General features: G+C 45.3%; 15 protein-coding genes and 1 pseudogene. All 16 read right to left on the bottom strand.

Annotated elements, in window-relative coordinates:
• Positions 1-2029, bottom strand: a 2029-nt coding sequence (locus tag V7M78_RS20145; RefSeq protein WP_333652421.1) for an SMC family ATPase, incomplete at its 3' end; no start/stop codon positions are given.
• The gene (locus V7M78_RS20140) at positions 2026-3195 is read right to left on the bottom strand and encodes an exonuclease SbcCD subunit D (RefSeq protein ID WP_333652418.1); all 1170 of its coding nucleotides are present in this window, start codon (positions 3193-3195) and stop codon (positions 2026-2028) included. The genes V7M78_RS20140 and V7M78_RS20145, both read right to left, overlap by 4 nt.
• 107 nt (positions 3196-3302) lie before the next feature.
• Positions 3303-4406 (bottom strand): TRAP transporter substrate-binding protein, encoded by a 1104-nt coding sequence (locus V7M78_RS20135; protein ID WP_333652416.1) that lies wholly within the window; start codon positions 4404-4406, stop codon positions 3303-3305.
• 212 nt (positions 4407-4618) lie between these two features.
• The gene (gene recQ / locus V7M78_RS20130; RefSeq protein ID WP_333652413.1) at positions 4619-6454 is read right to left on the bottom strand and encodes a DNA helicase RecQ; all 1836 of its coding nucleotides are present in this window, start codon (positions 6452-6454) and stop codon (positions 4619-4621) included.
• A 208-nt stretch (positions 6455-6662) separates the two neighbouring features.
• Positions 6663-8396: a methyl-accepting chemotaxis protein gene (locus V7M78_RS20125; RefSeq protein ID WP_333652410.1), complete on the bottom strand. Its 1734-nt coding sequence runs from the start codon at positions 8394-8396 to the stop codon at positions 6663-6665.
• A gap of 118 nt (positions 8397-8514) precedes the next feature.
• Positions 8515-9405 (bottom strand): GGDEF domain-containing protein, encoded by an 891-nt coding sequence (locus V7M78_RS20120; RefSeq protein WP_333652408.1) that lies wholly within the window; start codon positions 9403-9405, stop codon positions 8515-8517.
• Positions 9406-9422: 17 nt separating this feature from the next.
• The gene (locus tag V7M78_RS20115; protein ID WP_333652406.1) at positions 9423-11396 is read right to left on the bottom strand and encodes a methyl-accepting chemotaxis protein; all 1974 of its coding nucleotides are present in this window, start codon (positions 11394-11396) and stop codon (positions 9423-9425) included.
• 29 nt (positions 11397-11425) lie between these two features.
• Complete coding sequence (locus tag V7M78_RS20110; RefSeq protein WP_333652404.1) at positions 11426-13966, bottom strand: bifunctional diguanylate cyclase/phosphodiesterase; 2541 nt, start codon at positions 13964-13966, stop codon at positions 11426-11428.
• Positions 13967-14229: 263 nt separating this feature from the next.
• Positions 14230-15744, bottom strand: a complete 1515-nt coding sequence (locus V7M78_RS20105) for a histidine kinase N-terminal 7TM domain-containing diguanylate cyclase (protein ID WP_333652401.1) — start codon at positions 15742-15744, stop codon at positions 14230-14232.
• Positions 15745-15794: 50 nt separating this feature from the next.
• A complete protein-coding gene (locus V7M78_RS20100; protein WP_333652398.1) occupies positions 15795-17867 on the bottom strand; it encodes a putative bifunctional diguanylate cyclase/phosphodiesterase in 2073 nt (690 codons plus the stop codon).
• A 196-nt stretch (positions 17868-18063) separates the two neighbouring features.
• Positions 18064-18693: an endonuclease III gene (gene nth / locus V7M78_RS20095; protein ID WP_333652394.1), complete on the bottom strand. Its 630-nt coding sequence runs from the start codon at positions 18691-18693 to the stop codon at positions 18064-18066.
• A 29-nt stretch (positions 18694-18722) separates the two neighbouring features.
• Positions 18723-19955, bottom strand: a pseudogene (locus V7M78_RS20090) (endonuclease Q family protein); the annotation flags it as partial.
• A 272-nt stretch (positions 19956-20227) separates the two neighbouring features.
• Positions 20228-20710: an N-acetyltransferase gene (locus tag V7M78_RS20085; protein ID WP_333652391.1), complete on the bottom strand. Its 483-nt coding sequence runs from the start codon at positions 20708-20710 to the stop codon at positions 20228-20230.
• A gap of 108 nt (positions 20711-20818) precedes the next feature.
• Complete coding sequence (locus V7M78_RS20080; RefSeq protein WP_333652389.1) at positions 20819-21187, bottom strand: DUF488 domain-containing protein; 369 nt, start codon at positions 21185-21187, stop codon at positions 20819-20821.
• A 380-nt stretch (positions 21188-21567) separates the two neighbouring features.
• Positions 21568-23064: a glycoside hydrolase family 1 protein gene (locus tag V7M78_RS20075; RefSeq protein WP_333652387.1), complete on the bottom strand. Its 1497-nt coding sequence runs from the start codon at positions 23062-23064 to the stop codon at positions 21568-21570.
• 18 nt (positions 23065-23082) lie between these two features.
• Positions 23083-23466 (bottom strand): PTS lactose/cellobiose transporter subunit IIA, encoded by a 384-nt coding sequence (locus tag V7M78_RS20070; protein ID WP_333652385.1) that lies wholly within the window; start codon positions 23464-23466, stop codon positions 23083-23085.
• Positions 23467-23485: the final 19 nt, after the last annotated feature.

Below are 23485 nucleotides of genomic sequence, written 5' to 3'. Positions count from 1 at the left end.
AAAGAGATGCAGCTTCCACCTTTTTCTCCTGCCAAAGATTCATGGCATGCTCTCTGGCAGGCTCCAGCTCCTCCAGCCTTTTCCGATCCACAATGCGGGCTTCCATGATTTTCTTTAGCTGAACTTCCGCTTCTAAGGCTTCCCGTTCTTCCTGCTCCACGGAGTTTAACAGCTTTCGGAATGTCTCCAGTTCCGACCCAAGTTTCGTATTTAACTGTTCCTGAGAAAGAGCATTTCCAAACCATTTCAGAGCCTCTTTTTTAATCTGTTCTTCCTGGTGACGGCAGCTCTCCACCGCCAGGACGCCCGTCTCTGCTGCTTTAGCCCGCCGTTCCTCTGCCTGGTTTCTCTCTTCCTTTGCCTGTTCCACCTCATCCTGGGTGACCGCCCCCTTGGTCAATTCTGCCTTATGAGGATGGTGAATAGAGCCGCAAACCGGACAGGCCTGTCCTTCTCCCAGCTTCTCCGCCATAATTCCGGCCTGCTGGGCCAAAAAGTCCCGGTACTTCTCATTGTATGCAGCTTCCGCCCGTTCATATTTTTCCAATTCAATGACAATCAGTTTTTGAATTTCTTCTTTTCTTACAGTATCCTTTTTTAAGTGTTCCAAAGCCAGGGCAAGCCCCTCTAAAGCCTGCTGCCCCTCCGCTGCACGAATCTTCTTCTGTCTGATTTCCGGCAGATGGCGGGACTTTTCTTCCAGCATCTCCTGAGTCATCTCAGCAGATAAAAGGCGATCCTTTACTTTTACCAGTTCCTCCTCCAGTTGCTTCAGATGAATTCCGGCTTTCTCTCCCTCCAGCCGCTTTCTCTCGTAAGCTTCCCAGCCAGCCCTCCACTGTTCATACAGGGGCATGGATTCCTCCAGCCTGGCAATGAGAGCAGAAAGCTCCGGAATTTCTCTGGCTGAACGCTCTTTGCTTTCCTCCGCCTCTTTTCTGGCGTTTATAAAAGTCTGGCTTAACCGTTCCAGCTCTTTTTCCAGACCAGCCAGCTTTTCCAGAGAGATTTGATATTCTTTCTTTTTTTCAACATAAGCATGTTCCGGCACTCCTGCCCGGTCTGCCTGTCTGGCGGCATTTAACCGCTTTTCCAGTTCCTGCCACTGGCTTTTTTGAGCCTCCAAAGTCTTTAAAGCGGCGGCGGCCTGCTCCAGACCGGTAAAAAGCCGGTTAATCTCTTCTGCCCGGCTCAGCTGGCTTTCTGCCTGGGAAAGAAGCTTTCCGCCCGCCTCTTTTTCTTCCCCAATCCGGTCCTCTCTCTCCTTTATCTCGTTTATAATTTCTTTTAAAAAGTCCCTGATTTCCTCAGCCTTTGTTTCCTTAAATCCCAAAAGCTCCTGCCATCTGTCTTCATAAGTACTTCCCTCTAAAAGCTGTATGTTTTTAAGCTCATGGAAACAAAGAAGCCGTTTTTCCTCCAGCCTTCCATATATCTGGCTGTTCTTCTCCTTCAGCTTCGCCTGAATCCGGCTGTATATTCCCGTGTTGAAAATTCTGGAAAATATCTCCTTCCGCTCTCTGGAAGATGCGTGAAGAAGCTTTAAATAATCTCCCTGGGCAATCATGGCGATCTGGAAAAACTGATTCTGATCCACACCAAGGATTTCCTGTATCTTCTGGTTGATGTCCCGGATGCTGCCCGGATATTCACTTCCGTCAGGAAGGAGGAGGCTTACCTTTGCAGGAACCGGAACGGCAGAATATTCTCCGTTCTTATTCCTTCTCTTGCTGATCCGGGTATAGGCAGGGCTTCTTGTGACCTCATAGACCTGCCCCCTCTGAGAAAACCTTAAGGTGACATAAGTCTCCTCATCTTCCCCATACTGGCTGCGCATCATAGAAGGCTCCCGCCTTTGTCCGCTGGACTCGCCGAACAATGCAAAGGATATGGCATCAAAGATCGTAGTCTTTCCTGCTCCTGTATCCCCTGTAATCAGAAATATTCCATGACCTATTTTTTCAAAATCCACCGTTTCCGTTCCACCGTAGGAACCAAAGGCAGACATAGTAAGGTAAAGCGGTTTCATATGCCCTCATCCTCCTTTGCTTCCTGCACGATCCGTTCCATGGCTTCTTCCTCTTCCTTTGTCATTTCTCCGCCCCTCACTGCCTTATAAAACTGGCGGAACGCCTCCAAAGGCTTTAAGACCGGAACCTCCTCAGCCTGTTCCATCAGTTTTTGTCTTGTCCGCCGGTTGTCCACCCGGATTTCCAGAATATGGCTGTACACTTCCTCCAGCCGTTCCCTGACACGATAAGGCTCTTCTTCATCCGTAAGAGTAATGCTGACAAAATCGCGGCGTGTCTCTTCCACCGCCCTCTCTAACAGCTCCGCCAGACTTCCCCGTTCTTTTCTCACATCCTGAAGCCCTTTTAAAGGGAGAAATTCCAGTTCCGGCTCCTCTCCCTTTCTTCCCAGCGTTACCACTGTCACAGATTTTTTATGAAATTCTTCGCTGACTGAATATTTATAAGGTGTTCCGCAGTACCGCACCCGGCTGCTGCCCACCTTCTGGCTTCCATGAATATGGCCCAGGGCAACGTAATCAAATTCAGGCAGAACCGACACATCCACCCGGTCCAGCCCTCCAGCCATGATAACTGCCTGCTCGGATTCACAGGTTTCCGGGTCCCTGCCCCCTGATCCATAAAACTGATGGGACAGCAGGACATTCCGCTGTTTTAAATCGATATGCTCCCGTTCCAAAACAGCCTTCACAGCACTTTCATACCCGGAAGGCTGGTTTTCTTCAAAAAGGGGCCTTACATATCCGGGCTTTAAAAAAGGAAGAAAATAGAAATTCACCGGGCCGTATTCATCCTCCAGAACTATCTTTTTCAAATATTCCTCAGGACTTTCAGGCAGAAATGCGGATAAATGGATAGAATGTTTCTCCAAAAAAGGACTTGCATAAGAAAGCCGTTCCGGAGAATCGTGATTTCCTGCAATGATCAGAACCGGAATCCGCGGCTTTATTTGAGAAATAGATTCCAGAAAATTGCTGAATATGGTATATGCCTCTCCGGAAGGCGCTGTTTTATCATAAATATCGCCGCAGATTAAGATTGCATCCGGCTGTTCTTCAGACGCATAATCCACGATCTGTCCAAGAACTGCCTCCTGATTGGCTCTTAAGCTGTAGCCGTTTAATTGTTTTCCAATGTGTAAATCAGATAAATGAAATAGTTTCATGCACTGCTCACTCCTTTTAGGACTGTATCATAAAGTATTCCAATCATACCATAATACAGGCCCTGTGAACAGGCATAATTTTCCTGGCAAGTCAGGGCTTTGCCGGTTTATTCCTGAGCATTTTGAACCTCAATGATTCTGTCCAGCACATCTTCAAGCCCCGGAGTGAAGCTGGTTCTGACGATTTCTTCTTCCTCTTTCGCCTTCTCCATTTCTTCCGGTGACATTTCAATGACAACGACTCCCAATTCATCCAACTGCCTGCGCAGTGCCTCTTCCTCGGCTTCAATCTGCTCTTTATTCCACTGGGAAGCCATCCGCCCGGCTTCCAGCAAAATGTTCTTATCTTCCTCACTTAAGGCATTCCATTTTTCTTCTGCCATCAAAACGATTCCAGGGCTGAAAACATGCTGGCTCAGCAGATAGTAAGGGGCCACCTCATAAAATCTGCTGGAAATATAAGCAGGCAAAGGGTTTTCCGCACCATCTACGACCCCTGTCTCAATCGCCTCATAAACCTCGCTGTAGGGCATGGGAACAGGCTGTGCTCCCAGGGCAGATATGGTATCCATCATCAAAACAGATTCCTGAACACGGATTTTCTTATTTCTAATATCCTCCAGTCCCTTGATCTCCCTTGATGTAAACAGATTACGGGGACCTTCATCAGTATAGAACAGCCCTACCATCCCTGCGCCGATCTCACTTCCCTCTGATAAAAAAGCCCTGCCCAGTTCTTCATCCTCCAAAACCCTCCACATTCCTTCACGGCTTTCAAAAATGTAAGGAAGACCAAACAGGTTTAGATTTCTAAAACCATATCCGGTCAACTGACTGGTATTTCCCCTGTACATATCAACCTGTCCCCCTCCCCGCTGAAGTACATGAAGGGAATATTTTTCATCGCCCAGGGCATCATTGGGATATACTTCAATCTTAATGCGGCCGTCAGACAGTTGATCCACGTATTCGGCAAATTTAAGACCCACTCTGGCAATGATATTTTCTTCCGGGTTAACTTCTCCATATTTAAAAACCAGTTCCGGCTCCCTGGAACCGGATTGCGTAGCGTCTGCCGCTGCCTGGGCCGCGTCCTCACTGCTTTCTGCAAGGGTGGTTTCTGCCCTCTTCTTTCCGGCAGAATCCGGGCCGCAGCCGGTCAAACTCAATGCTACAGCAATAATAACAGGTAAAATCATTGATTTTTTCATAATGATATTCATTCCTCCCAGTCTGATTAATCGTTGGATGCTGCCAAAAGCAGTCTCTCACAACTGATATTATGAAAACAAGTTTTCATAATCGGATGGACGGTGCTAATAGCGGCACCTTTTATAAGAAGTTAAAAATCAACTTCTCATAAGCCATATTATAACCAGAATGGAGTCTTTTATTGTAATTAGAAATGTTTTATATAGAAAGGTCACTGTTCCATGCACTGCATAAACCGTTCCCCATACTTGTCATACTTAAACTCTCCGACTCCTGATACTGTCAGCATCTCCGTCTTTGTCTTCGGCTTTACAGCACACATATGTACCAGAGTCTTGTCAGAAAATACGATATAAGGCGGAACCTTTTCCTCTTTTGCAATCTCTGCCCGCAGCCTTCTCAGCTTTTCAAACAATGCCTCATCCTGCTCTGTCAGCTCCACCCCGGCCAGCTTTGGTTTCTTCGCTTTTTTAACTGTTTTCTCCCTTAATGCAGGCTCCTGTTCCTTTGCCATTTTCATCATAACGGGCTCATGGCTTTCCATAAGCTTCTCCGAATCAGCCGTCAGCTTTACAATGGAGTATTCATCATTGGTCACTGTTAAATACTCCTTCAGCATCAGATGATTCACAACCTGCCGCAATTTATAAGAAGGTGTCTTAGCCAGGGCAGCGTAATAAGGATTGGTGTCCATCCGGTACTGCCGGATTTTAGCCGTATTGGCTCCATGAACCGTATCAATGATCACATTTACCCCATACCTTTGCCTGCTGGAAGATACACATCCAATCAAAGCCTTTGCAATCTCCGTCACATCAACAGTTTCAAATTGAGTCAGGCAATTTACACAATTTCCGCAGTAATTAGACCCATACTCCCCAAAATACCGCAGAATATAATCCCGCAGACACTCATTGGTAAAGCAGTAATAGGTCATCTTCTTAAGCCTCTCCCGGTCACGTTCCGTCACAATCCTTCTGGTGAGATCATCCAGCTCCTGATTGTCCTGGTTATTGTCAATAAAAAACTGATTCATCACCACATCCTGCCCGCTGTAAAACAGGATGCATTCTCCCGGCTCCTGATCCCGGCTGGTCCGTCCGATTTCCTGGTACAGCTCTTCAATGCTCTTAGGCATATTATAATGAAGGACAAATCTGACGTTGGACTTATCAATTCCCATACCAAATGCATTGGTTGCAACCATGACCTGGTACCGGTCAAAGATAAAGTCATCCTGGTTCTGATGCCGCTCTTTATCACTTAAGCCTGCGTGATACCGTGTTACGGAAATTCCATCTCTCCCCAGCCGGTCACATACCTCTTCCACCAGCTTTCTGGTCTGACAGTAAATGATCCCCGACTGGTTTGGATGAGTGTCAATGAAATTCTTCACCGCACCATACTTATCCTTTGGGGCCTGCACACCCAGATATAGATTGGGCCGGTCATAGCCGGTAGTCACTACCTCAGGCTCCCGGAGCATAAGAATATCAATGATATCCTCCCGGACCTCCCTGGTAGCAGTGGCTGTAAATGCACTTACCACCGGGCGCACGGGAAGCTGATTGATAAAGTCCACGATTTTTAAATAGCTTGGACGAAAATCCTGGCCCCATTGGGATACGCAGTGGGCTTCATCCACCGCCACCATGGCAATCCTGGCATTCCGGGCAAAATCCAGGAATTCTTCTGTCACCAGACGCTCCGGAGCCACGTAAATGATGGGATATTTTCCTTCTTTTGCAAATGAAAGAGCCTTATGATACTGGCTGGCTGTCAGAGAGCTATTTAAAAAGGCCGCAAAGACCCCCACCTGGTTCAAGGCTGCCACCTGGTCCTTCATCAATGCAATGAGAGGGGATATGACCAGAGTGATCCCTTCCATCATCAATGCCGGTATCTGGAAGCATAAGGATTTACCCGAACCAGTGGGCATGATTCCAAAAGCATCCCGTCCCGACAAAATGCTGTCAATTAAAGTTTCCTGGCCTTCCCGGAAACTGTCGTAGCCAAAATATTGTTTTAGTATTTGATTTTTGTTCATGAAGCTGTTTTCTCCTTAAATTTGTGATAAATGTTTGCCCGAAAAGGCTTAAAAAATAGAAATGGTTTTCGTAATCCCCAGAAAAGGGTTGGAAATGATTCTTGAATTACATAAAAAACAATTGATCAGAAAAAGCTGTCCGGCTCCACCTGCAAAGAGATGGAGCCATCCGCTCATCCTGTTATTGCATAATTGCCAAAAGGTCCTGTCAGCCCCGGGATCTAAGTCTGAATTTTCTCACTTCTTCACGCAAAGCTTCCGCCTGTGCGGACATTTCCTCGCTGGTAGCGGAGTTTTCCTCAGCAGTGGCTGCATTGGTCTGAACCACGGCGGAAACCTGACTGAGTCCCTGGTTGATCTCTACGATGGCAGTGGCCTGCTCCGCAGATGCATCCTCGATTTTAGCCATAAGATCGGTGACCTGTCTGGCATTGATCCCCAGTTCCTGTAAAATCCGGGCAGTTTCTCCTGTAAGCTGTGCTCCCCTGGATACGGTTTCAACAGATCCCTGAATCAGCTCTGTCGTCTGTCTGGCCGCCTCTGCTGATTTGGCCGCAAGGCTGCGGACCTCATCTGCCACAACAGAAAAGCCTTTTCCAGCTTCTCCTGCACGGGCAGCCTCAATGGCAGCGTTTAAAGCCAGGATATTGGTCTGGAATGCGATATCTTCAATTACTTTTGTGATGTTGGTGATCTGGCTGGAAGAAGAGCCTATGTCCTCCATGGCGGCGGTAAGCTGTTCCATGTGCCGGTTGCCTGCGCTGACTCCCTCGCCTGCTTTCTCAGAATACTGGGCAGCCATTTTGACGTTGGACGAATTTTCCGCAGCCTGTTCTGCAATTCTGCCTATGGAGGCTGCCAGCTCTTCCACGGAAGCCGCCTGCTCTGTGGAACCTGCTGCCAGAGCCTGAGCGCCGCTTGAAACCTGGGAGGATCCGATACTGACTTGTTCGGTGGCATTATTGATGGTATGCATGGTCCGGTTTAAGACTGCAACCGTATGTTCAATGGTTCGTTTAATAAGGGCGAAATCACCTGGATAATCGATATCTACATGAAACTGTAAATCTCCCTGGGATATCTGGGTGAACTTCTTTATGACATCTTCAATGATAATGCCCTCCTGATTATTAGATCTTCGGATAAGCTCTGCCATCTGCCCCATTTCATCCCGGCTTTCATAGGAGATGTTGACTTGTTTGTTGCCTTTGGAAATCTCCTTATAGACTTCCACGATCTCCCTGACCGGAGTCAGAATGGATTTTCGGATGGCTGCGATGATGATTGCTGCCAGCGCAAGGGATACTGCCATGCAGGAAATGACCAGGATCCATGCTGCTCCGATGGAGGCCTGGGAATCGGCATTCTGCTGTACGGCCCTGACTGCTGCCGTTGCGGAAAAACCCAGCAGGATGTCCATTGCCTGATCAATTTTCGGTTTGTATTCCTCACGGAACAACTCCATAGCCTTCGTCTTATTGGTTCCTGAAGGGTTTGAAACCAGCGCGCTGATCTCCCCCCTCTTGGCGGCGGCTTCCTTTATTACGGTGCGCAGGTTTTCAATATCTTTGTCACGGTCACGGTTTCTCTGATTATTTTGGTAGGCATCCAGTTCTGATGCAACAGTCTTTCCATAATCGGCGGCCAGGTCAAAATGCTCCTTGGACACCTGGGCATTGTCTGTATCAATTCCTTCCAGCAGATTGTAAAGAATTGCCTGCATACTCACCTGCATACTCCTTACATGCTCTGCATTAGGCACTGTATACGTTCTGTACAGGCCGATCTGCCGTCCAATGCTGCTGATGCTGTACAGGGAGATGGCAGCAGACAGCACCATCAATACCAGTACAATTCCAAATCCTGCAGTCAATTTCCTGCCCACTGTCAGGTTTTTCATAAAGCTGTCTTTTCGGGTCCCGGTTCCAAGCGCACTCTTCATAAAGGTACCTCCAAAATAGAATTATAGTATTCTCAATGCCTTTTATCCTTTCCTATAATTTACCACAAAAAACGACATTTTTCAACATATCCCTTATCCCCGCAAGAAAAAAGGGGTTCTATTCCACCCGGTTTCTGCCAAGGGTTTTTGCCTGGTATAAATTCCTGTCCACCAGCCTGATCACGCCCTCGGCCGTAAGGCATCCGTCGTCTCCGCAGACCCCATACACTCCGAAGCTGCAGGTCACCTTAATGGCATTTCCATCGATCAGAAATTCCTTCTTTTCTATCTCCGCCCGCATCCGTTCCGCCACCTTTCTGGCAGTTTCAAGGTCTGCTTTAGGCAGACAGATGAAAAATTCCTCTCCGCCGAATCTGGCTACCCAGTCTCTGTCCCTGCGGACGTACCGTTCCACCTCCCTGGAAAATTCTTTAAGCACAGTATCTCCGGCCGGATGGCCGTATGTGTCGTTTACCTCCTTAAAGAAGTCAATGTCAGCAAAAACAACGGACAACGGTTCATTCTTCAAGGAAGCATTCCGCAGGTCTGCCGGAAGCCTTTCGTCAATATATCTGCGGTTATATAACCCTGTCAGGGAATCCCTTACTGCTGCCTGGCTCATAAATTCAATCATGGATAAGGTATTTACTTCCCCTTCACTGCTCTTTTTCCCGAAAATCATGTTTTTTGAAGCATCTTTAATAAGCTCTATGATCAGCCGCCTTCCATTCATCATAATAGGAACTGCTGTGATCATAAAAACCTGATTGTTTTTGTATTCCACTTTATAAAAAATATCGTTCTCATTGTATGCCCTCATGGAAATACAATTTTGACACATCTGGCCTCTTTCCCAGAAATCAAAGCATGCAGACTCTGCCTTAACAAATCTGTTTTCTTCCGATTCTATCACTGCTTTTTCTACCGGGTCGACAATCCGCATAATATCATAGGTCTTTTCAAAAATCTGCATTTTATCAATCAGCGGTTTATACTCTTTCAAACTCATATTCATCCCCTTGCTCATCAGCCTCTTCTGTCCCCTCTGCTCAGCTTAAATTTCTCAACTTCAGCCTGCAGCGCCAAAGCCTGAGCGGACATCTCCTCGCTGGTTGCAGAATTTTCCTCGGCTGTAGCTGCGTTGGTCTGGACTACGGCAGATACCTGGGAAAGGCCCAGCTTGATCTGTTCAATGGCCTCTGCCTGTTCCACAGAGGACTGTTCGATCTTTGCAATGCTCTGTTCCACCTTTTGAGCACTTTCTCTGACATTGTGCAGAACCTGTGCGGCATGGAGAGCGATTCCGGCTCCTTCCTCCACTGCTTCAGCCGAATGCCGGATCAGACCTGCCGTCTGTTTTGCCGCTTCTGAAGATTTTGATGCCAGATTCCGGACCTCATCGGCCACAACTGCAAAGCCCTTCCCCGCCTCGCCGGCCCGGGCAGCCTCAATAGCCGCATTTAAGGCCAGAATATTGGTCTGAAATGCAATATCTTCAATTACCTTGGTGATGCTTGTAATCTGCCCGGAGGAATCACTGATCACTGCCATGGCCTCTGTAAGCTTTTTCATGAGGCTGTCGCTTTCGCTGACTCCTGCTCCCGCCTCTTCCACGTATTTTGCTGATAATTTGACATTAGAGGAATTCTCCAGAGCCTGCCCGGCTATTTTTTCTACCGAAGCACTCAGTTCCTGGGCCGAAGCAGCCTGCTCTGTGGCTCCTGCCGCAAGGTCCTGGGCTCCGCATGAAACCTGATCGGAACCGGTACTCACCTGCTGTGCAGCCGTATGGATGAGAGAAAGAGTGGCTGAAAGATTGCTGACGGAATCACCGATAGCTGTTTCAATCCGCTTAAAATCACCGATATAAGGCTGGGCAGGACCGGTAGTGAGATCGCCTGCAGCAATCCGCTCCATATTTCTGGTAATATCCTCCACGTAGAGAGAAAGAGTTCTGATGGAGCTGTCAATGCTGCCGGAAAGCTCTCCGATCTCATCCCTGCTATTAATAAGGGGCGTTTCCTCGGTCAGATTGCCTTCTGCAAGCAGCTTCATCCGGTTTGTAATCCGGATAAGAGGATCTGCAATCCTTCCTGCGAATAAAACCGCAATCCCAATGCCGCAAATCAGCATAACAATGGAAACCGCCGTCAGAGAAAAGCCGACTGTGCGGATGGAGGAGGTCATCTCTTTAATAGGAGCCACTGCCCCCAGATACCAGCCATTGCTTCCGGCCACCGGAGAGTGGTAACAGATCCGTTCAACACCTGCATAGGTATAAGTATCCACACCGACAGCCCCTGTGATCATCTTAGAATACACCTTTGCTGCCGACACATAATTATTATCTGTTTTTGACATCTGGATAAAATTCTGCTGGTTCTGGACAAGTTCCGGCCTCATATTGGCGATCATGGTTCCGGTACTGTCTATCATGAAAACATTTCCTGACTTTCCAACCCGCAAATCTGCAATCAGGCTGCTTAAATACATTCCGTCAATTCCCGCAACCAGAACATTTCCGCCCATGGGAGTATAGATCTGGCTGACAAAAACTCCGTTGCTGTCAGCGGAAGGGGAAGTGATTACAGTTTCTCCTTCCAAAGCCTTGTTAAAAAGCTCCTGGGAAACCACACCGGTTCCTGTATATCCGTCAGGCCCCTTTGCAATCGTGCCGTTCTGGCCGGCAACAGCCAGATACAGCCAGCCGTTCTTCTCTGCAATGCCCTGTAACTCCGCTACAGAAGCTGATGAAAGATCAGATTCCGCCTCACGTTCCAAATCACCTGTCACATCCTCTATTTTCCCCGAAATAGCCAGATCTGCGACAGCGCCCAGAGACGCCAGGTCAGCCTCCACATTTTTCAAAATCCCCTGATAGCTGGTGAGCAGGCCTGTGACCATATTAACAGCCGTTAACGCTAACACCAAAAGTCCTGTAAAAAGGATCAGCTTCAATTTAATAGAAATCCTCTTTTTCTCTTTCCCTTTTCTTTCCATCGTAAACCCTCAACGCTTTCCTAAAGCGGTTACCGCTTCAATTTTTCTCTTGTAAACCATTCTTCAACCTTATCCGCATCATTTGGCCGGGCAAAATAATAGCCCTGAATATAGTCACACCCCATTTCCTCAAGAAGCTGTTTCTGCTCCGCTGTCTCCACTCCCTCAGACACCACCTTCAGATTCAGCCCGTGAGCCAGCTCTGTGATGCTGCGTATTACCTGATTCTCTGTTTCCCTTTCCATGGCCTTTCCTAAAAATGACTTGTCAATTTTCAAAACATCAATGGGCAGAGCCGTCAGGTAGTTAAGAGACGAATACCCTGTTCCGAAATCATCCAGGGCAATGCTGATTCCAAGGGCCCTGAATTTTTTAAGGGTTTCAATGTTGTCCTTTGAAAATTCCAAAAGAACGCTTTCTGTGATCTCAAGCTCCAGCCTGTCCACCGGAAAACCGGTTTCATTTAAAACATCCTTTACAAAGTCATAAAAGCTTTCATTATGAAGCTGGTATGCAGAAATATTGACAGACATTTTTCCAAACTGATAGTCCTTGTCAAGCCAGGATTTTCCCTGAATACAGGCATTTTTCAGTATCCAGTTCCCCAGGGGGATGATCAGTCCCGTGTATTCTGCCACTGCAATAAATTCAAGGGGAGAAATCATGCCCAACTCCTCAGAATGAAGTCTTGCCAGGGCCTCCACGCCTCTGATCTGGTTTTGCCGCAGATCCTGCTGGAGCTGGTAATAAATAATCAGGCTGTCCCTGTCCAGGGCCTCTCTGATGCATGCCTCCACATTGGACTTTCTGATGATGTCATCGTGCATCTGGTCATCGTAAATACAGTATTGGTTTTTTCCGCTTTCCTTAGCCTTATTAAGGGCTGTATCAGCATTGCGCAGCACATCACTTGCTGTTTGTCCCGATTCAAAGCAGTGAACCACGCCTATGCTGACAGATAAATAAACCATTTTTTTCATCAGGGAAAAGGGATTATTAAAGATGCGGAGAATACTCTGGCAGAGGGCTTTCACCTCTTTTAAATCATCGTAGTTTCGGATCAGGATCAGGAACTCATCTCCGCCGAACCTGGCTACCAGATTTTCCGGCCCTGCGATCTGTGTCAGTCTGCTGGCTGCCAGATTCAGAAGCTGGTCACAGACTTCCAGGCCCAGAAGATCATTGTGGTTCTTGAAGTTATCCAGGTCAATCATTAGAATAGAATATCCGCCCTGCTCCTCCATGCCTTTCAGCGTATCCTCAAGAATCCTCATAAACCGGACCTTGTTGGGCAGTCCCGTCAGCATATCGTAAAATGCCATGTATTCTATCTTTGATTCCCTTTGCTTGCGCTCCTCAATATTGGACACTGCCCCGGCAATTTTATTGGGAATACCGGATTCGTCAAAATAAACCTTTCCCCGGTTTAAAACCCAGGTATAGCTGCCGTCCTTGTTTTTTATGCGGTATTCCTTCTGAAAGTCCCGAACCTGGCCTTTTAAACACATTTCAAAGGTTTCCATCAGTTCCTGGTAATCTTCCCGGTGAATGTTCTCCTCCTGGATAATGGCACCAAAGCCCTGCCCTTTCAGCTCATTTCCCGTAATGTCAAGCCATTTGTCTGAGGTAATGACTTCATTTGTAAAGAGATTCCACTCCCAAAGCGCATCATTGGCGCTGGCAAGAGCCAGGGTATAGCTTTCTTTCAGCTTTTCCAGTTCCTTATGAAGACTGGCCAGATGCTGAATATCCTCATCCTTTTTGAAAAGGTCCGCCTGCAAAAAGACGAGGACTCCCACCAGAAGAAGGACCACCAAGGGTACGAACCAGATGACTGCTTCTCCCCCCTCCGGTATTGGTTCCTTCCACAGGCTCACCAGCCAGTAATTATCCATGACCGGAACCCGTATGGTGTGTACCGGTCTGCCTTTTGCACTGGAGTCCTGCCGGATCACCCCGCCCTTTCTGTCGTAAATGTTGATATGATAGGAAGAAGGAATCACTCCGTCAATCATGGTGTTTATGTAGGATTTCAAATCAAAGACAACTACGAAAAAGCCGTCAAACTGCTCTTCCTTATAAAGAGGATACCGGATAACCAGCCCAAGAATATCCTCCGTACCCTGAAGGATAAACGGGTCATTGACTGTTGTGATCCTTTGCTTAATGGCCTTGTCAATGGCCTCCTCCACCTCCGGACGCCCTTTTAAGGAGGCCCCCAGGGTATAAGCATAAGCATCGGGAAATACCATGTCTGTAATGGTATTCTTATCTTTATGCTGAATATAGAGGATATCAGGATTCTCTTTTATATATTGAGACGCCAGAAGATTGAACTTCTCCTTGTCAATATTGTGATCAATTTCGTAGTTATAAGATAATGAGGCCAGAATGCCCTCTGTTATGGAGACGTGCTGCTGCACAGAATAGGAAACGGATTGGCCGATGCTTGAAATAAGATAATTATTCTTTGTCTGCTGATAACGCAAAAGGAGGAACACAATGGTCACAAAAATCACGGACATTGTCACTGCCTGTAAAGCAATATACCTGAAATATTTACTTTTCATCACATCTCTCCCCCCCCCAGTGCTTAAACAGCACCGCACCTCTCCGGATATGCACAAAAGGCAATCCACTATACAAAAATACAGCAGATTGCCTTTTTCTTATACTCAATAATGCAGTATACTTTTGCTGCATAAATGTTTTATTGTATTGGTTCCGATTTTCCCTGTTAAAATATTATCACAACCCATCTGTCACCTATAATTTACCATAAATTGCGATATATTTCAACACATTATAACACCGGAACCTTATCCTTAATATATCATGAGGGCCGTTCTGTTTCTTTATACAGGCAGGTGCGGTTGCGCCCGCTGTTCTTCGCTTTGTACAGAGCGGAGTCCGCCTGGATCAGCATATCCTCCAGACTGTGAGCGCTTCCGGCTGGCGAATGTGCCATTCCAATGCTGACAGTGACCTTTAAATTATGATCCTGACAGGGAATTGAGGTACTTTCAATGATCTTGCGGAGTTTTTCCACCAGAAGAACCATTTTCCCCGATGAAATATTTTCCAGGAGAACAACGATTTCCTCACCTCCATAACGGCCTGCAAGGTCATTCTTGCGGAAATGGCCCTTCACAATAACGGCGATGGTTTCCAGCACAATGTCACCGCAGGAATGTCCGTAAGTGTCATTTACCAGCTTAAAGTGATCCAGGTCAATCATCAGCAGTCCGTAAGAATTGTTTTCTGAGTTGTCCTCACCCAGCCTGAAATTGGCATGATCAAAAAAGGTGGCCCTGTTGTAAATATGCATCAAAGGATCAAAGGTGGCCTTGCCGTACAGCTGCTTCAACTGGTTTTCCTTATCCGTAATATCGTGGAACACAATGCAGATACCGCTGTTTTTGCTGTTCTGCAGGATCTGGGTCTGGGTTATTTTATAAAACCGCATTTCCCCGTCTATCTGAAGGGATAATTCGCTCTCCCGTTCAAACCGCTTCACCTGCTCCATGGTTTCACCGGGATGGAGTGTGTTCAGTTCAGGAAAGAGCTGCTTGGCCGCCTGGTTTGCATCCAGAAAGGTGAAGTCCCTGCCGCAGACGATAAAGGCATCGGTCATGGATTCAATTACCTGGGCCCGGGCTAAAGGCACCACATTCAGCAGATTCTGAATCCGGACGGAATAAAGAAGCAGGGCCGTGGAAACGGAAACCGCAAAGGGATTTAAGTCAAGCCTGAGATAATTGTAGGAAAAAGTGTGGTAAATATTGACCACAAGCGGAATCAGAATCGATACCAGAAGGCAAAGGTTCTGATGCCTTTGCAGTTTGCCTCCCCCTTTTAAATTTTTAAAAATACGGTGCAATGTCAAAGAAACCAGCACAAAATTATATCCAGTGGCGATATAACTCATGGGGCCGGCATATCCGTGACAGTTTGCAATGAAGCCGTCACGGAAGTATTCAATATGAGTGTAGTGCAGCTTTACCAAAGGAAATGCCTGAATCGTAAACACGTTAAACACCGGGAGGGCAAAGAGAAGGATGTGCACACGGTGGCTGAACCGCTTTTCTCCATAGACATCCCGTAAAAAGAGATAATTCAGTATTACAATAAAGGGAGTCCCCATCTTCTGCACCCGGACACCCATGAAAGCCGCCTCCAGTGTGGGCGAAATGATTTCCAGAAGATATCCCGCCGTATACAAAAACGTACAAAAAGATGAAAAGATCAAAAAAAAGGCCCGTTCAGAATTATAATTCGCAACAGCATATACCATCAAAACGACGGAAGCTATGACTGCAATAAGCATGAACCAAAAATACATATCCATAAATTTTAAACCTCCTTTTTGGCAGTCACATAAATCATGGGAGCAAAGACTTATGTAAGTTCCCTGCCCTTATTCAGCAGATTCACCATTTCCTCCCGAGGCAGAGGTTTGCTGAAATAATATCCCTGAATCATATGGCAATTATGCTTTTTTAAATACATCAACTGGTTTTCTGTCTCCACACCTTCTGCCACAATGGAGAGGCCCAGCTTGCGTCCGATCATAATAATCATGCTGGTGAGGGAGGTTCCGTCACTGTCATTTAAAATGGTGTCTACAAAAATTTTATCAATTTTCAGTGTATTAATGGGAATGTGGGTTAAATAGCTGAGAGAGGAATACCCTGTTCCAAAATCATCAAGGGCGATCTTGATTCCCTTTTCCCTCAGTTCCATCAGCTTGTCCTTAATCCCCTCATAGGACTCAATGAGCACCGATTCTGTAATTTCCAGTTCCACATGTTCCGGTTCCACACCTGTCTGCGAAACTATTTTTATAACCTTTTCCGTAAAATCCTGCTGCATTAACTGAATAATAGAAACGTTTACGGAAACGGACAGTTCAGAGTATCCCTGGTCATGAAGCTCTTTTAAAAATTTGCATGCATTTAATAAAACCCAGTCGCCAATGGGATTGATTAAATTCGTCTCCTCTGCTATGCTGATAAATTTTAAGGGAGAAACAGAACCCAGATTTTCATTGTTCCACCTCAGCAGCGCTTCCATAGCGTGAATCCTGCCTGTCTCCAGGTCTACCTGGGGCTGATAGGAGAGGCTGAATTCATTGCGCTCCAATGCCCTTCTCAGTTCGTTTTCCAGGATCATCCGCTCCTGAAACTTCATATCCATATCCCGGGTATAGAAAATATATCGTCCATGGGCAATTGATTTTGCTTTATACATAGCCATATCCGCACATTTTAAGAGAGTATCCACATCATTTCCATGAATCGGGTACAATGCAATGCCTAAAGATACAGTGATATTTAACGTACATTCAGGCAGCTTAAAAGAATCGCTGAAGGATTGAATCACCGATTCTGCAATGGAAGTGATTTCATCAATGAATTCATACTGGTGAACGAATACAATAAATTCATCCCCGCCGATTCGGTAAACAGACCGGCTGCTGCTTGACAATTCCATCATCCGTTTGCCGATTTCCGATATCAGCTTATCTCCGCATACATGCCCTAAGGTATCATTTATGTATTTAAAATTATCTATATCAATAAACATCAAAGCCTTTTTCTCTTCCGGACATCCGGCCAGTTCCCGCTTCACCTTCTCATAAAATGCAGTTCTGTTGGGAAGGTGTGTCAAATAGTCCTCGTAGGCAAGGCGCATCAGCTCATCTTCGTACTTTTTCAGCTCGGATATATCCGTATGGGAACCGGCACTTCGTATAACTTCACCGGTATCATTAAAAATCAGTCTGGCTTTTGACAAAATCCAACGGTAACCGCCATCCTTGTAACGCAGCCGGTATTCACAGAGATAATTGGGATCCCTGTTGATCCGGTTTTCCTCCAGTTTCTGAAAAACTTTTGGAGCATCCTCCGGATGGATCAGAGACGTCCAGCTTTCATATTGCAGCAAATCCTGCTTGCTGTAGCCGGTGATCTCAAACCACCGTTCAGAAAAATTTCTTTCTCCTTGTTTTTCATTCCATATTCCATCATTTGCAGTCTCTGAAATCAGCCTGTATCTCTCTTCGCTTTCCTTCAGCATCTCAATTTGCTTCTGCAGATTCCGCTCCGATGATGTCAGCTTTTCGTGGAAATCCCTCATCTCTTTGTAGTAATTCAATAACTCAAGGTTAATGGATTGTATCTTCAAAAACGATGCTTTAATCAAAAAATACAGCATAACGGCGGTGATCATCACATAAAACCACCCCTTTGCCATGCTGAAAACGGATACCAGATCCTTATTGGCAACAAAATTAAGAAGAAGCCTGTCGGAAAACAGTATCCACAAAATCCCTATAATTAAGTATAAAGAAGTGATTTTTAAAGCTATTTTCTCAGGCTGTATCTCGTCGGGACAATCTGCGGTGCGCACAAAGGCACCGGGGAAGTAAAATCTTACTATACTTTTTTTATTTTTTTCTCTTTTGTCCATACCATACCGCCTTTCCATACCACGGGCATGAGACTTTCTGACAAAGCCTGCGCCGATCCTTCCCCCTGCACTTACACTTATTATTATATCGGCTCTTTTCGGTTAAATTGTAATAGTACGCAAGGTCATCCTAATTATACCAATAATTCGGCAAGAAAGATATTCCTGCTTTACAAAATATGTAAAAAGTTGTCAGCTATTTTTCCAGTTTCTTTTCACACCATTCCGTCAGCACACATTCTCCGCACATAGCCTTTCTGGCCGTGCATACCGACCTGCCATGATAAATCAGCTGAAAATTAATCCGGTTCCAGTATTCTTCCGGCAAAACCTTCTGCAGCTCCAATTCCACTTCCACCGGATTTTTCCCTGATGCCCAGCCCAGGCGCCGGGAAATCCGGAATACATGGGTATCCACCGTGACTCCGGGAATTCCATAAGCATCTGCTAAAAATAAAGTGGCGGTCTTCCTCCCCACGCCGGCCAGTGTCAGAAGCTTGTCAAGATCCTGAGGCACTTCACCGCCGTATTCCTCTGCAATCTGGGTGCAGCATTTCTTCAAATTCCTGGCCTTGTTCTTATAAAGTCCAATGGAACGTATGGCGTCTTCAATTTCCTCCAAAGGCGCTTCCGCCATCTGCTCCACTGTCTGAAAACGCTGGTACAGCGAAGGAAGAGCCTCTTCTACCTGCTTATCCGTACTTTGGGCGCTGAGCATAATTGCCGCCAGAAGCTGCCAGGGCTGCTGATGGTAAAATCCATCCTTTGTTACGCCGTAAATACGGTCTAAGGTTTCCAGTATGTTTTTAACCTGTTCTTTTTTCATTGGTATCATCTCCTGTTTTATCTTCCTGTCTCACCCGGTTCAAACAGGCGGAAGGTTCCGTATTCTCCGTCATATCCGGGACTCCACTCCACTTTTCCCTCTCTCAGCCGGCTGATTCCCTCAGAAATTAAACCGCCTGCAGCCCAACTGATTTCCTCAAGGGGAAGATTTCTTAATATATGAAATTCTGACCCTAATTTCTTCACCATGGATTCATACTGGCTCTGAACCTTTTTGCTTGCAGTAGAATATCCCATACAGGCCGCAATAACCTCAGGCAGAGGAATCAGTTTTTCAAAGTATTTTCCCTCCCCGGGCCCTTCTCCTTCCTTTCGGTCAGCCAACTGCTCAATCCGGTGAAATACCCCGGTAGTCAGCTTCCGCCCGCATACGGGGCACTTGCCCTCATATTGTTCTGCCTCCTCAGGAGAAAGACAAAGATTGCATTTTCTATGGCCGTCATAGTGGTATTTTCCCTCTTCCGGGAAGAATTCAATGGTTCCTTTTAACCCTTCCCCCTTTTGAACTGCGTTCCAAAGGCCGGTATAAGACAAATCGATATCCATAAGATTCCCCTCTCTCCCCAATTTGGCCGGAGAATGGGCATCGGAATTGGATATAAGCTGAAAACGGTCCAGAGCAGACCATTTACTTATCATGGACGGGTCCGAAGAAAGGCCTGTTTCCAGAGCATGAACGTAAGGCGTTAAATCCTCAAAGCACTCCTCAATGGAATCAAAGCCGGAAAATGCTCCGAACAGGGAAAAATGCGGCGTCCAGATATGAGCCGGAATATAAATGGCCTGGGAACACGTTTCCAGGACAATTTCCAAAAGGTCACGGCAGTCCAGTCCCAGAATGGGCCTGCCGTCTGAATGAAGGTTTCCTATGGCTTCCAGTTTCTTTGCCAGTAATTCAGCCTCTTCCAGACCTGGAAGAAGGATGATGCTGTGAACCTTTCTCACCTTCCCATTTTTCTTGTAAATAGAACTTATTTCTCCGGAAACCACAAACCTGGGAGCAGGAAATTCCGTCCCGTAGTCACTGTCTCTGAGAAATTCTTCTTTTAATCTATAAAGCCCCTCTTCTGCGGGAACCATCTTTTCCTTTAATTCCTCCCGCCAGCCCCGGTGGGTAAAATCACCGGTTCCTAGAATGTCAATTCCTTTTCGCCTTGCCCACAAATCTAAATACTCCGGGGTGCAGTCCTTGCTGGTCGCCCTGGAATAGTGGGAATGGATGTGTAAATCTGCTATATACATAAATACCACCTGCTTTTGTCATTTTATGTTTTATTATAGCGTTTTCAGGAATGGCGTGCAAGGCGCAAACATTTCCTTTATTTTATAAACTGTGCCTGATGAAATTACATTGATATGGAGCACATGAAAAAAGCACATAAGCCATACAGCTCCTGTGCCTTTCAAATTTTATTTTTATTACTGCTCGGCAAATTAATCAATGATATCCATATCCTTGCTTGCTGTTTGGACTCCCAAATGGTAATTTTTCCACTTAGGATCTGTGTGTTTGCCTATTTCAGATAGTCAAAGGCGATTCTTGAGCTTCCGTCTTCTACATATATGGTTCCGCACTTTATAAACCCGTTTTTTTGAATCAGGTATTTCATCACTTCATTATTTTCGTGAGTATCGATTCTAAGGTGGGGGCTTTGTTCCTTGCAGTAATTGATGCATGTTGTAAATACGCCCCGTTCCGTCCCATCACTGGCGATTCTGTGGATTGTGCTATAGGGTGCAGCAGACCTCCAGGAACCGTTTTCTATGTAATCATAAGTAGGGTCATTTCCTGGCATAAAGGCAAATACTCCATGGATTAAGTTTTCATTTGTATAGACGTAGAGCTGTTGCTTTTCAATATCTTCTTTGAGCATTTCTTCAGGAGGGAAGGTATTCCCCCATTGGGATGGGTTTCCGTTTTCAGCCATAAACTTTCTGGCAATTTCGTATACTCTTAAAATTGAGGGCAAATCTTGGGGGGAGGCGTGTCTTATCATGTTTGTGTCCTTTCTTTTGTGGGGCAATGGGGTTTATGGTAAAAAATCCTGGGTGTTAATTGGGGGCTTTATTTACTGTGGTTTTTCATGATTACGGTCCGTTTTGAGTTATAAAAAGAAGGATTGGGATTCCAGATATTCCTTTAGGATAATCGCATGGTTAACCTGTGGGTCTTTTGCCCCATAGAGCAAGGTAACCATATTTTCTTTGCTTTGAAGAATAATCTGGCGGGCGGCAGCTTGTGCTTCAGCATTTGTGTCCAGTTCGGTGCGGTAAACCATGGCGAATCTTTCAAAGTTTTCTGCTTTATGCCCAAACCATGTCCGAAGCTGGCTGCTGGGAGCAAGTTGTTTCATCCAACCGTCTAAGTGTGCATTTTCTTTGGAAACACCCCGGGGCCATAAACGATCCACCAACAGGCGGATTCCGTCAGTTTCTTGAAAGGGGTCATAGATTCGTTTTATTTGCAATGGCATGTCAGGCGGTCACCTCTCTATCCTTTATTTCTATATTCCAGTGTATCCTTTTCAGAGCTTTCAAGTATACCTTAATCTCTTTTTGCCGTACTGATTACGTTATCAGAATTGATTTTTCAATACTTCCGCTAAGATGTATTAATTATAACATGACAGCTTATTTTTTTCGATATGGAGTTTAATAAAAATAAAAGCAAAAATGTGCCCATCATACAAATACCGGTGGAATGCCCTCTTATAAGAGCATTCCACCGGTATTTGTATGATGCAGTGATTCCTATTCCAAATCCTCCCCATTGGAAGCAATTACTTTTTTATACCAGTAAAACGAATCCTTCCTTCGTCCTCCTGGTCAACATAAGTTTTTATATCGATCACTTTTATTTTTCTTTGGCAATCATGATTGGGTTTTCAGGATTATCAAAACACAGTCCTTCACCATGAGTCGCAATAACTTTTTGATACCAGTAGAACGAATCTTTCTTAAACCGATCTCCGCTGCCTTTTCCAAAGTCATCCAGGTCCACATAGACAAAGCCATATCGCTTGCTCATTTCAGCGGTTCCCGAACTTACTAAGTCGATAGGTCCCCATGGTAAGTATGCAAATACATCGACACCATCTTTGATCGCTTCCCCAACAGCCTGAATATGCTGTTTTAAATAATTAATCCTATAATCATCATGGACCGTACCATCTTCGAATACATCTTCATAACCAAAACCATTTTCGGCAATCATGATCGGTTTCTGATATCGATCCCAATATTGGCTGATGGCATTATACATTCCTAATGGATCAATCGTCCAGCCCCAGGCATTTCCTTTTAGATAAGGATTTTCACTAATAGTTCTTGGATCCATCGTATTATTTTGGGAATCTAAGGTTCTGGAGTAGTAGTAGGAGAACGCTAAGAAATCCAATGTATTATTTTTGAGGAGTTCTCTATCCTCTTCTGTAATATTGACATGAATATCATTTTCCTTAAAATAGCGCAGCATATGTCCCGGATATTCTCCACGCAAAGGAACATCTGCATAGAAGTATTGACGACGGATCCTACGCATAGTAAATACGATATCTTCCGGTCTGCAAGTATTGGGATAATATGTACAATCTGCCAACATGATCCCAATCTTGATCTCCGGATTCAGTGCCTTCGCATATTTTTTGATTTCGGCATTGATGACAAACTGATTATGGATTGCCTGGTATTGATCTTCCACAAGATTATCTGTCTTATCTCTCAAAATCCCCAAAGATTTGAAGGAACAATATTGGATCAGATTCGTCTGATTAAATGGGATCCAACATTTTACCTTGTCAGCATATCTGTCCAATAATACTTTCGCATACCGTGTCATAAAGCCAATCAATTTGGGGTTTTTAAAGCCACCATATTCTGTCAGCAAATGAAGTGGGATATCATAGTGGAACATTGTTACGATAGGTTCCATACCTGCCTTCACGACTTCTTCGATCACTTTATCATAGAATTCCAATCCTTTTTCATTGGGTTTTGTTTCATCCCCCTTTGGGAATATCCTCGGCCATGAAATAGAGAATCGGAAACTGTTGAATCCCATTTCTTTCATCAATGCGATGTCTTCTTTATACCGATAATAAAATTCATTTCCATATCGTTTAGGATAATACCCATCCTGATCGGCTACGCAGGCTGCTAAAGTCGCACTTGTATGTTCATTCTCTACTAATTTACTTCTATACTTTTTTCTATCTAATTTTGAATTATATCTATGGATGTCCGAAGTCGAAAGCCCTCTTCCATCTACATCATAGGCACCTTCTATCTGGCAAGCCGCAGTAGCTCCACCCCACAGAAAATTTTCAGGGAAAGAAAACTGTTTATTTTCCATTTCTTCTACCTCTACTTCTTAATCATTTCTTTTATTCACGATCAGCTCATACAATTCAATCATTTTTTTAGTCGTACTTACCTCAGACTTAATAGTCATCAGATGATCTTGTGCATGTATGAATAAAAAAGATGGTTTATGCGGGATTCCTCTGGCTTCATTCTGAATGATTTCAAATTGTGCTTGATGTGCGTTTAAAATGCCATTGGACTCGGCTTCTTCTATTTTTTCATAAGCCTCTTTGAACTTTTCCTCCTTGGCCAATCGAAAAGCTTCATCTGCCGCTGTTTTTGCATTTCCAGCATGCAGAATGATCTGCATCGCCACAGCACTCAATTCATCATCTTGTTCCTGATCATCTTGTTCTTGATCCAATACTTCTTCATCTATAGCTTTCATCATGAACCTCCTCTTTCACTTA

This window comes from Lacrimispora sp., assembly GCF_036758025.1.
Classification (GTDB): Bacteria; Bacillota; Clostridia; order Lachnospirales; family Lachnospiraceae; genus Lacrimispora.
The sequence above is the reverse complement of the archived record's forward strand: the minus strand, read 5'-3'. Positions and strand labels throughout refer to the sequence as shown.

Coding starts and splice junctions, on each gene's coding strand:
- V7M78_RS20075 (WP_333652387.1), bottom strand. CDS start 23,064: ATGGAAAATAAACAGTTTTCTTTCCCTGAAAATTTTCTGTGGGGTGGA.
- nth (WP_333652394.1), bottom strand. CDS start 18,693: ATGAAAAAAGAACAGGTTAAAAACATACTGGAAACCTTAGACCGTATT.
- V7M78_RS20125 (WP_333652410.1), bottom strand. CDS start 8,396: ATGAAGAGTGCGCTTGGAACCGGGACCCGAAAAGACAGCTTTATGAAA.
- V7M78_RS20080 (WP_333652389.1), bottom strand. CDS start 21,187: ATGCCATTGCAAATAAAACGAATCTATGACCCCTTTCAAGAAACTGAC.
- V7M78_RS20085 (WP_333652391.1), bottom strand. CDS start 20,710: ATGATAAGACACGCCTCCCCCCAAGATTTGCCCTCAATTTTAAGAGTA.
- V7M78_RS20120 (WP_333652408.1), bottom strand. CDS start 9,405: ATGAGTTTGAAAGAGTATAAACCGCTGATTGATAAAATGCAGATTTTT.
- V7M78_RS20115 (WP_333652406.1), bottom strand. CDS start 11,396: ATGGAAAGAAAAGGGAAAGAGAAAAAGAGGATTTCTATTAAATTGAAG.
- V7M78_RS20140 (WP_333652418.1), bottom strand. CDS start 3,195: ATGAAACTATTTCATTTATCTGATTTACACATTGGAAAACAATTAAAC.
- V7M78_RS20110 (WP_333652404.1), bottom strand. CDS start 13,966: ATGAAAAGTAAATATTTCAGGTATATTGCTTTACAGGCAGTGACAATG.
- V7M78_RS20070 (WP_333652385.1), bottom strand. CDS start 23,466: ATGATGAAAGCTATAGATGAAGAAGTATTGGATCAAGAACAAGATGAT.
- V7M78_RS20135 (WP_333652416.1), bottom strand. CDS start 4,406: ATGAAAAAATCAATGATTTTACCTGTTATTATTGCTGTAGCATTGAGT.
- V7M78_RS20100 (WP_333652398.1), bottom strand. CDS start 17,867: ATGGACAAAAGAGAAAAAAATAAAAAAAGTATAGTAAGATTTTACTTC.
- V7M78_RS20105 (WP_333652401.1), bottom strand. CDS start 15,744: ATGGATATGTATTTTTGGTTCATGCTTATTGCAGTCATAGCTTCCGTC.
- recQ (WP_333652413.1), bottom strand. CDS start 6,454: ATGAACAAAAATCAAATACTAAAACAATATTTTGGCTACGACAGTTTC.